Annotated in this window: 9 protein-coding genes and 2 pseudogenes; 8 read left to right on the top strand and 3 right to left on the bottom strand. The window is 65.9% G+C overall.

Going from position 1 to position 13,940, the window contains the following annotated elements; genetic code table 11:
- Positions 1–145: 145 nt before the first annotated feature.
- Complete coding sequence (locus ABZ794_RS18525) at positions 146–814, top strand: HNH endonuclease family protein (RefSeq protein ID WP_357516567.1); 669 nt, start codon at positions 146–148, stop codon at positions 812–814.
- Positions 815–1,289: 475 nt separating this feature from the next.
- Here the strand turns inward: ABZ794_RS18525 and ABZ794_RS18520 are convergent, their stop codons facing one another.
- Positions 1,290–2,699, bottom strand: coding sequence for an ATP-binding protein (locus tag ABZ794_RS18520; RefSeq protein ID WP_357516565.1), 1,410 nt, complete (start codon positions 2,697–2,699; stop codon positions 1,290–1,292).
- 620 nt (positions 2,700–3,319) lie between these two features.
- Here ABZ794_RS18520 and ABZ794_RS18515 point away from each other — a divergent pair.
- On the top strand, positions 3,320–3,625 hold the full coding sequence (locus tag ABZ794_RS18515) for a hypothetical protein (protein ID WP_357516635.1): 306 nt from the start codon (positions 3,320–3,322) through the stop codon (positions 3,623–3,625).
- On the opposite strand, the pseudogene ABZ794_RS18510 reads toward ABZ794_RS18515, so the two are convergent.
- Positions 3,594–3,756: pseudogene (locus ABZ794_RS18510) on the bottom strand (pentapeptide repeat-containing protein); the annotation flags it as partial. The gene ABZ794_RS18515 and the pseudogene ABZ794_RS18510 overlap by 32 nt on opposite strands.
- Before the next feature lie 125 nt (positions 3,757–3,881).
- Here ABZ794_RS18510 and ABZ794_RS18505 point away from each other — a divergent pair.
- The 3 genes and pseudogenes from ABZ794_RS18505 to ABZ794_RS18495 all read left to right on the top strand — a co-directional run.
- Positions 3,882–5,678 carry a hypothetical protein gene (locus tag ABZ794_RS18505; RefSeq protein WP_357516563.1) on the top strand — a complete coding sequence of 599 codons (1,797 nt, stop codon included), beginning with the start codon at positions 3,882–3,884 and terminating at the stop codon, positions 5,676–5,678.
- Positions 5,679–7,034: a hypothetical protein gene (locus ABZ794_RS18500; protein WP_357516562.1), complete on the top strand. Its 1,356-nt coding sequence runs from the start codon at positions 5,679–5,681 to the stop codon at positions 7,032–7,034.
- Positions 7,035–7,101: 67 nt separating this feature from the next.
- Positions 7,102–7,222 (top strand): annotated as a pseudogene (locus ABZ794_RS18495) (IS481 family transposase); the annotation flags it as partial.
- Positions 7,223–7,651: 429 nt separating this feature from the next.
- Here ABZ794_RS18495 and ABZ794_RS18490 read toward each other — a convergent pair.
- Positions 7,652–11,473, bottom strand: a complete 3,822-nt coding sequence (locus ABZ794_RS18490; protein ID WP_357516560.1) for a hypothetical protein — start codon at positions 11,471–11,473, stop codon at positions 7,652–7,654.
- A 763-nt stretch (positions 11,474–12,236) separates the two neighbouring features.
- On the opposite strand from ABZ794_RS18490, the gene ABZ794_RS18485 reads away from it, so the two are divergent.
- The 3 genes from ABZ794_RS18485 to ABZ794_RS18475 all read left to right on the top strand — a co-directional run bounded on the left by ABZ794_RS18485 (position 12,237) and on the right by ABZ794_RS18475 (position 13,654).
- Positions 12,237–12,545: a hypothetical protein gene (locus tag ABZ794_RS18485; protein WP_357516559.1), complete on the top strand. Its 309-nt coding sequence runs from the start codon at positions 12,237–12,239 to the stop codon at positions 12,543–12,545.
- A gap of 21 nt (positions 12,546–12,566) precedes the next feature.
- The gene (locus ABZ794_RS18480) at positions 12,567–12,803 is read left to right on the top strand and encodes a hypothetical protein (protein WP_357516557.1); all 237 of its coding nucleotides are present in this window, start codon (positions 12,567–12,569) and stop codon (positions 12,801–12,803) included.
- 278 nt (positions 12,804–13,081) lie between these two features.
- Positions 13,082–13,654 carry a hypothetical protein gene (locus ABZ794_RS18475; RefSeq protein ID WP_357516555.1) on the top strand — a complete coding sequence of 191 codons (573 nt, stop codon included), beginning with the start codon at positions 13,082–13,084 and terminating at the stop codon, positions 13,652–13,654.
- Positions 13,655–13,940: the final 286 nt, after the last annotated feature.

Genomic DNA, 13,940 nt, shown 5'->3' with positions numbered 1-13,940 from the left:
CCCGCTGGGTCCGCCCAGCCCGTGCCCGCGCACCGGTGAAGTGCTTCGAAGTTTCGTAGCTGCTTCTCGCCTCTTCACAAACGCGCCTTTCGATGGACATGATCGTCAGAGACGGTTGCCGTCCACCCAGCGCCGAGGAGGCCCCATGCGGGTAACCCACGTCTCAGCCCGTTTCCCACGCATTACGCGCCACGGCGCCGTAGTCGTCCTCGCCGCCGTCGCCGCCCTGGTCGGCGTCAGCGCGCAGCCCGCGTCCGCCACGCCGCCCGGGATCCCATCGAAGGCCACCGCCCAGTCGCAGCTCAACGCCCTGACCGTGGCAACCCAAGGCTCAACCAGCGGCTACTCCCGCGACCTGTTCCCGCACTGGATCACGATCAGCGGCAGCTGCAACACACGCGAGCAGGTCCTCAAACGCGACGGCACCTCCGTCGTCGTCGACAGCGCCTGCGCGGCCACCTCCGGCCGCTGGTACAGCCCCTACGACGGCGCGACCTGGACGGCGGCCTCCGACGTCGACATCGACCACGTCGTCCCCTTGGCCGAGGCGTGGCGCTCCGGAGCCAACTCCTGGACGACCAGCCGTCGGCAGAGCTTCGCCAACGACCTGAGCCGCCCGCAGCTGATCGCAGTGACGGACAACGTCAACCAGTCCAAGGGCGACCAGGACCCCTCCACCTGGCAGCCGCCGCTGTCGTCGTACCGGTGCACCTACAGCAAGATGTGGATCACCGTTAAGTACAACTGGAGCCTCACCCTGCAGAGTTCGGAGAAATCCGCCCTGCAGAGCATGCTGAACAACTGCAGCTCCTGACCACGATCCCGGCCTGCGGTCCGCACCCCACCGGGGGTTGGCGGACCGTAAGCCAGCCCTACGCCTGCGGCGGCGGACTGTCGGACTGCCTGCGCCACCGGCCGCCCGAATCGGCAGCGAGGAGGCGCTTGACCATGGCGGGAGCCTCGTCCTCGGTGCCGAACTCTCCCGCAGCACCCAGCCGCTCTCGCTATCGCCGGCACGGGCGGCGACCTTCCACCTGACGTCCCGGGTCAACCACACACAACCCGACAGCCCAGACGCCCTCAAATCCCGTTCCACCCGCGCCCCGCCACATCTTCCACCGCCGGATCGTACAAAACCGAGGGGTCATCGCTATCAGTTCCCCCAGTAATAAGCTGGCAGCGGCAGATCGAACAGCGACCGCCTGCGCTTACCCATAGGATCTTCCTTGTGTGGTCAGAGACGATCACGTCAACCACGACATCTGCGAGTCGCGTGGCAGTGGAGGCAGTTACAACTCCTCATCAGACACCTCGATTCCCGCACTGTCAGCCCAGGTTTGGACCTGCTCGCTCCAGGCTCGACCCCAATAACGGTGACGGACTCGGCCATCAGGGCTGAGCTGAGCCATCTCCGGAAGTCCGAACGCCTGGCCCAACTCGTTAGAGAGCAGAGCCGCCGCCGCAACTAATCCTGGCCCGGCCTCCGCAAGAGCATCTAGCGGAGCATCCGCTTCAGCCGCCCGTGGCGGAAGATACTGATATTCGCCACCTGTCCATGACTCCGCGAAGCCTCCTCTGCTGTATCCGATGGCAGTCGGATGCTCGGGCGACACCGGGTACATCTCGGCACGGAGAGCGGCCGCCCCGCCTGCGGCGGCGCGGTCCCGAGCGTGCTGACCAAGATAAAGAAGGCCTGAGATGATGGCGATCACGATCGACTCGTCATCGAGGAGCCGCTGCGGCAGGGGCGAACCGCCATCGCTCTCCGTAAGCTCTCGTCGTCTTGTGAAGTGGAGGTCTGGTACGCGGAGCGCGTAGGTGCCCGCTCCATCGGCATGAAGCTCCAGCGAGAGGCGGTCGATAAAGCCGTTCGCGTTGACGCCGCCATCCACCAGCAGACGTCGGTGGCCTACCTGGACCCGCTGCACACTTACGCCGTTGTGCACGATGGCGGAACGCTTGCCCACCAACTGCCTCTGCGCTTCGTAGTACATCTCCTGGCTGATGGTCATCTCTCCCGGCAGGCTGGGGACGAGGGAGAGGAAAAGCCACGATGACCTTGGACTTACCGTCAGCCGGCGCAGGGCATCCTTCCTGACATCCTCGATCCGCTCCTGCTGGCGGCGAGCGCCCAGCATGCGATCCCGGTAGGCGGTCGCGACCTCCGGCTCGGATAGGTACCTGGTCGTAGCACCGTTCCGCCGTGGGTAGCGCAGGCTCTCGCCTACAAGGACAGCGTGCGGTGCACTCGGACTACGAGGGACCGCGACGACGAGGTATCCCTGCACCGACTGGGCCTCACCGCCGGCCGCAGACGTCGGAACCGCGGCATCTATGGTCTTAGGAATCGAGAACACATCGAAGACAGGCATGGGCGACACCAGCGAGGCCACGATCTGGCGCATCCGAGCAATCTCAGCGTCAGAGACCGCAACACCCGGAGCAGCCGTGGCCTGCGCCTGGTCATCCTCTTGGACGCCAACCACGATCACCCCTCCAGCAGTGTTGGCCAGCGCCGCGACATCGGAGGCCAGGGCTCGTCGATCGGCGTCGCTCCTGCCGTAGAGCGTCAGCTTGTAGTCCATGTCGAACGCTTCCTGCGCTGACGCCTTGACCAAGCCCTCGATGTGCTCGGAGCTCAACCGGTCGACTGGCGCACCGAGCAGGGCTTCTAAGCGGCGGGAACGAAGAGCGGCCATGCAGAAATCCTGCCCGACGCCATGGTCCTTGGCCAGATCAGCATGGCGGGTACGACGCCGGCCGGTGGAGGCTGTGGCTGAGCGATATGGGGAATAGCGGGAGGCGCCGATGACAGCGGCGCACCGCCCCGGCCTCTGCTCTGTTGGGAGGGCATCGGCAATGTCGGAAACGAAGGCAAGGGAGCACGGGTACGCCGCAGGCGAGGTCGGGTCGCCAGCCGCATGGAATTTGCGGCCTTGGTGGTCGGCGCTGCCGGCGTCGTGGTGGAGGTGGCAGAGCTGCTCGCTCGCTGCTCAGCGTGACCAGCAGGGGCGCCCGCCAGGTGAGCTACTGGCGGGTGCCCATCCTCGCCTGAACTCGCGTTCACGGTGCACTTCGGCCGCTACAGGGCGGTGCAGCGCGACCAAGAGGTCGACCTGCCGGTCAGTGATCGGGGGCAACCGCGGCGGCGCCAGCGGCGCGGATCTCGGCCTCGGTGCGCAGCAATCGGGCTGCGTTTCTGCTTGATGGTGTGCGAGTCATACCCAGGTCAACGGGAGCCGGAGATGTCGAGTACTCGACAGATGGGCGGGGCGTGGCCTCTGAGCCGACACCCTCCCCGAGGGAGACCCTCGATCGGATGGAGTGGCACCATGCCGAAGCTGAACTCCGTCGCGCGTGCCAAAACTACATTGCCCTTGCTCAAGAGTCGGCCACCGACCCGGTGAAGGCGCAGGCCCTGCGGTTGAAGGCGGTGACGTTGGGGCGGCTGGCGGTCGCCCACGAGGTACGGGAGCTGAGGGAATCGGTGTCGTGGGTCAACGAATCGCTGCGCGATCCCTACGCCGGCACCAGCCTCGGAGCCAACCTTCGCCACATCGACGACCCCTCAAGCAGATCGCCGAACCTGACGCGAACCGGACGTTGCCGAACGTGCACCCGGTGAAGACGGTACCGCGCGTGAGCGCCTTGGTGAGGTCCACCCCGAAGAGCTCCCGGCCGAGAAATGCCGGTCGACCAGTTCCTCGGATACCAGTCGTGGCGGCGGAAGGCGACGTCGTCGGTGGGCGCCGGCAACCGGCCACGGTACGCAACGGAACGGCGGGATACGAGAACGCCGTGTTTGGCCCAGGCCACACGATGGCGTCTGTCTGGGAGACTCGGGAGCCGCGAGTCTGCTACCCCATCGCGTAGGAGCGGCCATGATCCGCAGGATCGAGTTCACGTACCGGGGCGCGCTGAGAATCCTCGGCGCCGAGGATAGTTCTTCCCTGACCGCGTTGGACGCCGCACTCGGTGGCGTGATCCTGGCGTCCGGTTTACCGGGAGCGGCGACGGCGGCGCTGTGGGGACTGGTAGATCAGAAGAACGAGGCAGTACGCCTTCTCGGGCAACTCAGAAAGTCCGCTACGGCCCGCATCGTCGACAAGTCGGGCCTGGACCGGCAGCGCCTCCTGATCGCCTCGCACACGGTCATCGTCGTGGACGCCGCTTTCGAGAGCCTGCGAGCCGCTATCGGGACGAAGAGCTACGCGGCGCTGGAGATCAGCGAGGCCGACAAGCAGAGTCTGACGGTCGGCGGTCGTGACCTCACCGACGACGCCTACCGGACCCTCTACGACGGGCGGGTGCCGTGTCCCTCGACCACCGTGGGATTCGAGCAGACCGTAGAGGAACACCTGACTCCGTACCTGCGTCAGTCGATCACGAAACTGCTGGCGTTCTGCGAGGGCCTAGCCGGGTGGACGAGACACAGCCCACACGTCTCCGTCGACCAGCTCACCACGGCCGCGGTGCAGCGCTACCGCGGCTCGTACATCACCATCAGCTCCCAGGTTCCCGAGTTCCGCATGTGGACGACTCTCAACGAGACCTCCTCCATCCACCGGAAGCTGACCGGCGTCTCCGACGAGATCCGCGATGCCCTCACCGTGTACGAGAGCGCGCTCGCACGGTTGGAGCGGCTTCTCGACCAGATCCGACCCGCCTCGGCCGGGCACGACCACCCGGTGCGGGAGCAACTGGCACACGCCAACCGGATGATCCTGGGCCAGTCGATCGCACCCGGCCGCCTGGTGACCCACGTGAAGACCTTGACGTTTCCCAGTGTCAATGCCGCCTACGTCACGCCGTACTTCCGCTGGGCGATCCATTCGGAGTCCGCGCGACCGTCGGACGAGGACTGGTGGGGCCGGGCACCTCTCGGGACGGATCTAGAGGCCTTCCTGGCCCGATATTTCATCAGCCCGGAGAGCACCGACCTGCCCCTCGTCGTCCTCGGGCATCCGGGAGCGGGCAAGTCGCTGCTCACACGCGTACTCGCAGCCCGGCTGCCGACAGAGAGCTTCACCACCATCGTGGTACCGCTGCGGCAGGTGGACCCCGACGCGCCCGTCTACCGGCAGGTCGAACTGGCGCTGAGCTCCGCCACCAACAGCCGCGTCTCGAGCTGGCCGGGTCTAGTGGAGGCGAGTCGCGACGCGACCCGGGTGGTGCTGCTGGACGGGCTGGACGAACTGCTGCAGGCCACGTCCCAGCGGCGCGGTGGCTACCTGGAGGAGGTTGCCTACTTCCAGGAGGTCGAGGCCGCGCAGGGCCATCCGGTGGTAGCCGTCGTCACCTCGCGCACTCTCGTCGCGGACTGGGTGAACATCCCGGAGGGCTCGCTGCTGATCAGGCTCGAGGATTTCACTCACGAGCAGGTGGGCGACTGGCTCGGGTACTGGAACTACGTCAACCGTGCAGCGATCGACATGAAACGCGCCCGGCCGGTGGCACCGGAAGCTGTTCTCCGGCACGAGCACCTCGCCACCCAGCCACTGCTGCTGGTGATGCTGGCGATGTACCTGGCGGACCCGTCGTTCGCCGCCCAGCAGGATGCGAACCTGTCCCGCACCAGCCTCTACGAGCAACTGCTCGACAACTACATCCGAAGAGAGCTAAGCAAGTCACCCGACAGCGTGGATTATGAGACGGTTCAGGCCAAGATCCAGGAGTAGATGTGGCACCTGGCGATCGTCGCCTTTGGCATCTACAACCGGGGTCGGCAGTTCATCCGGCAGGACGACCTGATCGACGACCTGTCGTCGCTCCTCGACCCAGATAATGGCCACCCGGACCGCAGGGAGTGGAGGGCGCTCGCGGAGGAGACGGTCCAGCGGTTCTTCTTCGTGCACACCGCCGCCCTGGAACGGGCCAGGAACGATGGGGACCGCTCCTACGAGTTCCTGCACGCCACCTTCGGGGAGTACCTCATCGCACGGTACGTCGTCCGGCTGATCGAGCAGGCTGCCGATCGCAACCGGTCGGACCACCAGGGATACTCGGCGATCCCCCGCCTGGACGACAGCCTCCTCCGGCCGTTGCTCGCCCACCGCCCGCTGTCCCTCGCCCGCCAAATCCTGCTCTTCCTCGGGGAGATCCTGGCGGGCCTCGACGCCACGACCGCCGCCCGGATCGGAGCGTTCGTCGACGAGTTGCTGCGGGAGGCCCCCTATCGGCCCCTCCTGCAGGGTGGCCGTCCCTACGTCAGCGGTCGGGTCAACCACGTCACGGCCCTCGCGTCCTACCTCGCCAATCTCACCCTGGTCCGGGTCCTCCTCGCCGAGAAATCCCCCCGCGTCCCGCCGGCAAATTTCGAGCACCAGTGGCTCCGGACGACCGTCCGCCTGTGGCAGGGCGGCCTGTACGGTGAGGGCTGGCGATCCCTGGTCGACGCGCTCGAGGTAAACGGAAGCGAGATCCGTTCCCGCCGGCACTCCTACGCTCTGCACGGGCTTCTGCCCGCAGACGAGGAAGCCTTCGTCGGTGAGACGCAACGCTCCTACCTGACTGCCGCCGGCGCCCTGGGCAACGTGATCCCCTTCGAGAGGCGGGACGAGCACGAGCTCCGCGGGGCCGTTCTCCACGCCCTGCTGCACTACAACGTCAACCTCGAGCATATCTGCGACGTGAGCGACGAACTGACGGACCTCGGCAGGCTCGACGAACAGACCGTGCACCTCATCGCGCTCCTAGCGGTGCGGAAGGCCGATTCGCTTTCGGAGTCACATATCAGGTCGCTGGCGAGAGCCGTCGTGCACTTGCTAGGGCGGTACGTAAGGCTCGGCGAGCATCGGGGTTCCCACGGGGAGAGGATCGTCCTTTTGAGCGCCGCCTTGGTCGCCGCAGCTCCGTTTATTTTGCTCGATTACCCCGATCTGGAGGTCTTCTACCGGGAATTGATGCCGGAGATCCCGGGCATCCTCGATGTTTTCAGGCGGGCACCGGCAAACCTTGACCATTGGTATCTCGTCGAGGGCCTGTGCGATGTCCTCGCCGAGCACCAGCCCCACCAATCTCCAGACCCCTCGTAAGCAGTCACCTGCGACCGGCCGGCACGATCTTCTCGATCGCGAATACCGGCCGGTAGCCCCGTACGCCCGCTACGAACACCCGACACCGAGGGCGTTGCTGCACGTCGACGTCAAAACTCGGGAGCATCCCCGACGGCGGCGGCTGGCGATACGTCGGCCGAGCCAAAGGCAGCAAGGATCGCAACGCCGCCACCGGCAAGCCGAGCAGCAAACACCACAACCCGGTCAGCACGCATGTGAGGCGGGCGCGGCACGGTGGCAGGGCCAGCGAGGGCGATCAGACCTGGCGGAATCCCGCGTGGGATCCCCGTTTACCCCCCGAAAAACCCGCTTGATCGTTGACGAAGAGCGACAAGGAGTGATGAGTGCTTGAAGTGTCACTGCAGCTCAGCGAAGACTTTCGGCGATAAACGACAAGCTCGATTTGGTTACGGACGGTAAAACGGGGTTATGACAACCAATGGCAAGTCCTGAGGGGACTCGACAAGAGGTTGTTTTGGTTCAAGTTGCCTTGTTCGCCACGACGGCTGCCCCGGCAACTGGCGCGCCGTCACGGTAGCCGCCACGTATAGAAAGAACCAAGATAGGGCTCGGTGCGTCGCGCCGGAGCGTTGCCGTCAAGGCGGCGACTGCGGCGGCGCGGTTGTTGCCTTCGCAAGTTCAGACAACTTCTTACGGACAGCCTCCGTCGCGGTCGGTTCGACCCGGGTCAACGTTCTCCACATCTTCCAGTCTGTGCTACCGCGGAATAGCGCCTCGGCCAGAAGTCGGCGAGCCACGGCTAGGGGGGCCCAGTCCGCCACTTCGATCAGGGATCTGACCTGCTGTCTCGGATCCTGTATCGATCGGGCTATTTTCTCTGCTCGGTGGTAGTTGCCCGTGATCGCGAGAGTTGCGGCTAGGGTGTTGAGGGCTTCGGCCTGCCCGCGTTCAGGGATGATGGAGCGTGCGAAATCCTCGGCGCGATCGTAGCTGCCGTGGCTGCCAAGCACGACGGCGAGTGTGGCCAGGCAGGAGGCTCGAACGTTCTCGTCACTGATCAAACGGGTCGTGGTCTCGGCGCGCTCTTGGTCGCCGAGGAGTGCCGCTGCGGTCGCCAAGTTACCCAGTGCCTGGTCACGTACGCCGCGATCGTCGATTGACTGCGTCAGCACCATGGCGTGGTCCGAGTCTGCCAAGCACAGTGTCGTGAGTGCCACGTCGGCCAGAGCCTGTATGCGCCTGTGCGGCGTCTCGATCAGGTCAGTAGTCGATTGAGCGCGGTCGTGGTCGCCCGCGCCTGCCGCAGCGATCGCTAACGCTCGCCAAGCTTCGTCTCGCTCGGCCTGCTCCGTGATTAGATTGGCCAGAATGTCGGCCCTGCGGTGGTCGCCAGCGAGGGCCGCCAGCGTGGCAACCGCTCGCAGTGTCTGCTCCTGCCAGTCCTGCGGTACGAGGATCGACGACATTTGACTTCCCATGCAAATGATTGCTTGGAGCAAGTTCTGGGTGAGTTCCGTCCGCGACGGGGCTGAAACGCCGTCGGTTGAACCGTCCGCAGCCCTACCCAGTGCCGCAGCGGCATACCTCCATCCCCTGCCCGTAACGGATACTGACATCCGGTCCGTGCCCGAATCGGCTATGAGGCGAATCATGGCGTCCGCATGGGTGGCCGAGGACGGGTACAACCGACTGCTATCCGTGTGGCTCATCAGCCGCGACAGGGTCGTCATTGCCTGCTCGTGCCACGGCCGAGCCGAGCCCCGGCGCAGTTGGGTTTGCGCGTGCTCAGCCAGGGACAGAGCCCGGTCGCGGTCACCTGCCAGGGCCAAGGTGGTAGCGAGCCGGATGAGTATCTGTGCATGGTTCTTGGGGTTCAGGGCAGGGCGAGCTAGTGCTTCGATCCGTTCGGCCAGGGCGGCGAGCTGGCGGCGGTCCTCGCTCAAAGCCAACCTGGTCGCAACACACAGCAAGGCATCCGCCTGCCGATGTGCGCCTTGGATCGAGAAAGCGACGGTCGCCGCCCGGTCGTACTGGCCATCACCGGCCCGTTTCATCGCGATGAACCGCAGTCCCTTATCCCTTTCATCGGAGACGTCGATGCTCTGGGCCAGCGACTCCGCACGGTCGACGTCGCCGGTCCGGGCCATCTCGCGCACCGCCCGGCCAACCGTTGCTGCTTCCGCGTCGCCCATTGTGCGCGCTAGTGCTTCAGCCCGGTCATGCCGCCCGGCCCGGACGGCTGCAGCCGCCACCTCCTGCAAGGCATTGTTACGGCACCATCGCTCCGTGATCGACCGTGCCACGACCTCGCCGCGGTTGTAGTCCCCTGCGGCGGAGAATGCCATCGAAACCCTCTCGAGGGCGGCCGCTCTTGCCTCCGCGTCCGCGATGGAACCGGCGACCTCTAAGCTGCGGTCAACCCAGTCGGTGCCTTGGCCCGGAATGTTCTGGCGAGAGGCGGACATAGCCGCCAGAGCCAGTCCCGGCGCCAACCACGCGGGGTCGATGATCGACCGGCAAATAGCCAGCGCCTGGTCAGGGTAGCCACGGTCGGCAATTTCCCTGACGACGTCGGCGAGCGCAGCGTCTCGGAGGGCGCGTCTGGCCATCGAGTTCGCCATGGCAACTGCACCGTCGAGATTGCCTGATCTGGCCAGAATTACCGCCACGTCGTGTTGTGCCAGCTCTAACCAGTCTGCCTCGACGACTACGGTCGCGGCGGCGGCGTCTACGGCAAGCGAACGGGCGCGCGCGGCATCGCCGACGCGCAGTGCCACCTCAGCTATCGAGCACAGCGCCTTAGTACGCTGGAAGGGGTCCGCGATGGCACGAGTGAGCGCGTCCGCCCTATCCCACTCAGCCGCTTCGGCCATGGCGGTTGCGGCTTCTCGCTGTACCCGAGAACGCGGACCAACGTGGCCGATTTGCGTGGCCAGCTGCACTGCACGGTCGTAGGCGCCAGCCTCCGCGACCGACACTCCCAACTCAAGCAACGGACGCCAGACCATCCACGGCGAAGGGTCGTATCCTGAAGGTCTGGCGTTCTCGGAAGCGAACAGCTCGACGCGGAAAGGATCCCCCAGTACGGCCCACAGCGCGCACATCTCACCGGCGATTTCTGCGTCGCGACTGCCGATGTAGCCACGGTAGAGGGCAAGCAGGGCCATTGCGCAGAGATCGGGTTCGGCCTGGCCATAGAGGTACTCAAGAGTCCCGTCGATCTCGACGAGCGCGGAGGTGTCGCTACCGCGAACCTCCAGCATCCGGTCGTGTCGGATGTTGTCGAGGGCGCACTGCACCATCCGACCTACGTCGCCCGTCTGGTGCAAGAGCTGAAAGTATCCACTAAACAGATACTCGGGGGTGCCCGGCGGCCAGCCCTCGCGGCGGTATTGCGCGGCCCAGCTGTGTAGGTGCTCTCGGTAGCGGTCCAATGTGTCTGTACCGAACCGCTCGATGACCTGCCGCCTGAGCTCCTCGTGGCCCAGAACGTAAACCTGGGCCTCAGGTCGCCATCGTCCGGGACGGACTTCGAAAGTACGCCCGGTGGCTGCAGCAAAGTAGTCGTCGACATGCTGTGCCGGCTCGCCCGTCAGTTCGCCGATGTCCGGCCCAGACAATTCACCGCCGGCCGCCACGAGCAGGCCGAGAAGATCCTGCTCGAACTTCGTGCCACGCTGCAGTCGCTTTAGTTCACGCTGCGCGTCGTGACGTACCACCTGTGCGTGCACGGACTTTGCCAGGTCTCGGACAGAGGCCGAGTCGCGCAACGGGTGGTCGTCCGGTACGTCGTCAGGCAACGGCGGGTTGGGCCGGCTGGACACGACTACGCGCATCCCGGCCGGCGGCTTCCGCGGAAGCAGAGCTGCGATGCTCCGTGCGTCCGCTCCGGTCGTCACTCCGAGATCCTCGTCCAGACCATCGACTACGAGGACGAACCTTTCGTTGTGCGCGCGGCAAGCTTCAGCAGCAAGGGCCATCATCCCTTGCAGGTGGCCTTCGCGAGTGGCATCCGTGAGATACGGCGGCACCGGCTCGCCAAGAAGGTCCGCTAGCTGCTCCATGACCACATCCGCGAACGCGGTACGGTCACTCTGGGCGCTAGACCTGGCTGTGACAAAGAAGGACACTATGCGAACCCTTGGCGGGGGATGCAGTACGAACCACGCCAGCAGGGCCGACTTGCCGGCCCACGCCTGTGCCCGCAACCGCAGGTACGGCACGAGGTCATCTCCAGCGCAATAGGTCTCTAGTTCCTTCAGTTCACGCTCGCGATCGAGTAACTGTTGCGGCGCAATCTGACGTACCTGGCTAAGATAACGGGACCTCACAGGCGCCCAGGAGTTGACGGAAACGTCGCCGACAACGACGCCGCTGACCGCGAGACCGCCGGTGGCGGCTATCGCCGAGCCTGTTCTGGTTGCTTTGATCTGGCTCAACTGCGACCTGTCCGGCATCGCATACACCTCCCGACGGCCGTGCGGGTCAGGCGTGCAAGCCGTCGATACCTCGGCACTAAACTAGACCAGTGCCCGCCCGAGGTGGTCTCGCCCACCGGAGCGGTCGATTTCGGCTGGCCGATACGCACACGACGGCTTCGAGGCGGGTGGGTCGAGCCAATACCGCGATCCCGGATGCCGCAGGCGCCGGTCGCGTGGTCGCGCCTCGGCCTGTCCGATCTCGCTACGTTGGGAGAACACCTCGCCCACCGCCAAGCCCGGTGATGCAACAGCGCCATCCGTCCGCCGCTCATCCCGCCATGATGAACTACCTCGAAACGTTTGGATACCACTGCACGGCCGCCTCCCGTACCACCGCGACGAATCTCGCTCCGACTGAGGGCGTCTCGCTAACCGAGCCTCGGCGATCTTGGCCAGGCGCTTAGCGGCTGAGGAGCGGTCGCTTAATGATGGCGAAGGCGTCGAGGGCGGGCTTACAGCCCATCGTCCATTGGCCCCGGCTGCTTCGGTGGTCCAGGGATCGGGCCACCCCAGCTACAGGCACCTCAACGCGGCCCGTTCCACGCCGAGCAAAGGTTGCCAAGGGGCGGTTTGGCAGGACCGTTGCCTCTGGAGCTTCACCTGCTTCTGGTCCTCCGCCGCGAAGCGACCGCTCCCGTAGCTTGAGATGACCTATGGCTGGCGGGCCGACCGTTGAAGCCTTGGGAGAATGGTCGGCATGAGGCGATCGACCATAGTTCTCGTTGGAACATCTGCCTTAGTGGCGGTGCTGGGTCTGGTGTTCTGGCTCCTTGACGACAGGGGTGCGGGGAGGTTCGGTGGGGCCCTGTCGGCGCTGGCTTCGGTCGCCGCTATCGGCATCGGGATCTGGGGGGCGCTGCGTCGGCCGAACGGTAGTATCCGGGTGTCGGGCACGGGCCCGGCGGTCGCGCGATCATCCGGGACGGCAGTGAGCGGGCTGTTGGCGCGGCCGGGTCGATCCCTGTCCGGCCAGCACGTCGACACCGAGAAGACCGGCCCGGCCGAGGCGTCGGACGGCGGGCAGGCAACCAGCGGCGCCACCATCTAATCCAGGGCACGAGCAGCAGTGATGCCACGCCGGATCGACGCCTCGCACACGGGGCCGGCCACCGCCAGCGGCGGTGGCGTTGCCATCTCCGGCGTGAACTGTGGCGACATCCACGTGCACCCGTCGGCGCCGTGCCGGTCGCTGTACCGCGACAGCGTGGTCACCCAGATAGCGCCGCCGTCGTTGCGGGGGCGGGAGACCGAGCTGGAAGAGCTCAGGCACTTCTGCACCGTGCCGGACGGCGAACCCTACGTGTGATGGCAGGCGTCAGCCTGGTCGGGCAAGACAGCGCTGCTGTCGTGGTTCGTGCTGAACCCACCACCGGGCGTACGGGTCGTCTCGTTCTTCATCACCGCACGGCTCAAGAGCCACTCCGACCGGTCGGCATTCCTGGAGTTCGTGCTGGCCCAGCTGTCGGAGATCCTCGACGAGCCGATGCCGACGGTCACAGACGCCTCGGGCGAGGTCGAGTTCCGCGACCGGCTGGCACGCGCCGCCCGGCTCTGCGCGAGCGGGGTGAACGTCTCCTCCTTGTCGTGGACGGGCTCGACGAGGATCGTGGGGTTACGGCAGGCCCGGACGCCTACAGCATCGCGGCGTTGCTGCCGCAGAAGTTGCCCGACGGCGTGCGGGTCGTCGTCGCCGGCCGTCCGAGCCCGCCCATACCCGAGGATGTGCCAGCGGCGCATCCTCTTCGGCGGCCGGCGGTCGGGCGGGTCCTAGCCGCCTCGCCCCACGTGATGGCGGTCCAAACGGACATGCGCCGGGAGATCAGGCAGCTACTGCACGGTTCGGAGCTGGAGCAGGACTTGTTCGGTCTGGTCACGGCCGCCGGAGGTGGTCTCAGCGGACCGGACCTCGCCGAACTCACGCGTACCCGGGTGTTCATCGTCGAGGAGCACCTTCGCACTGTCACCGGCCGCAGTTTCGCCAAGCGACCGGCCGGCTGGCGACCCGACACCCATCCGGAGGTGTATCTGCTCGGACATGAAGAGATCCAGGTGGAGGCGGTCAACCCCCGCGTGGGCGACCCAGCTGAATCAATCACAGGGGGCTCTGCCCGGCGAAGAGATGCCCTAGTTGACCCAAGGGCTTCGCGTAGTCGATAGACGGGTGCCCGACCGGGGCGTACGCGGCGTGGTGGCCACGTTGGAGGTGACGCGGGGCGCGTGCACCCGGGGGTGATCTCGGAGTTGCTGAGACAACGGGTGGTGGTGTTCACGTGGGTCCGGTACCTGGGCCAAGGCCTGCAACGGGCCGGCGGCGTGATGGAGAAGTCGGTGACGAGATCCGGTGAGTAACCGGGTGATTGGGGTAATCCGCTTCTTGGTCTTGAAAACGGCGATGCCGGACCTGATCGACATTACTTCGGTGACGGCCTGGCGCGTGACTGGA

The sequence above is a fragment of the Micromonospora sp. NPDC047187 genome, from assembly GCF_040643355.1.
Taxonomy (GTDB): domain Bacteria; phylum Actinomycetota; class Actinomycetes; order Mycobacteriales; family Micromonosporaceae; genus Micromonospora; species Micromonospora salmantinae.
Note: the sequence above shows the minus strand (reverse complement) of the source record. Positions and strands in the feature narration are given on the sequence as shown.

Excerpts from the sequence above, each read along its gene's own strand:
- ABZ794_RS18525 (WP_357516567.1), top strand. The coding sequence starts at position 146 with ATGCGGGTAACCCACGTCTCAGCCCGTTTCCCACGCATTACGCGCCAC.
- ABZ794_RS18520 (WP_357516565.1), bottom strand. The coding sequence starts at position 2,699 with ATGGCCGCTCTTCGTTCCCGCCGCTTAGAAGCCCTGCTCGGTGCGCCA.
- ABZ794_RS18515 (WP_357516635.1), top strand. The coding sequence starts at position 3,320 with ATGGAGTGGCACCATGCCGAAGCTGAACTCCGTCGCGCGTGCCAAAAC.
- ABZ794_RS18505 (WP_357516563.1), top strand. The coding sequence starts at position 3,882 with ATGATCCGCAGGATCGAGTTCACGTACCGGGGCGCGCTGAGAATCCTC.
- ABZ794_RS18500 (WP_357516562.1), top strand. The coding sequence starts at position 5,679 with ATGTGGCACCTGGCGATCGTCGCCTTTGGCATCTACAACCGGGGTCGG.
- ABZ794_RS18490 (WP_357516560.1), bottom strand. The coding sequence starts at position 11,473 with ATGCCGGACAGGTCGCAGTTGAGCCAGATCAAAGCAACCAGAACAGGC.
- ABZ794_RS18480 (WP_357516557.1), top strand. The coding sequence starts at position 12,567 with ATGCCACGCCGGATCGACGCCTCGCACACGGGGCCGGCCACCGCCAGC.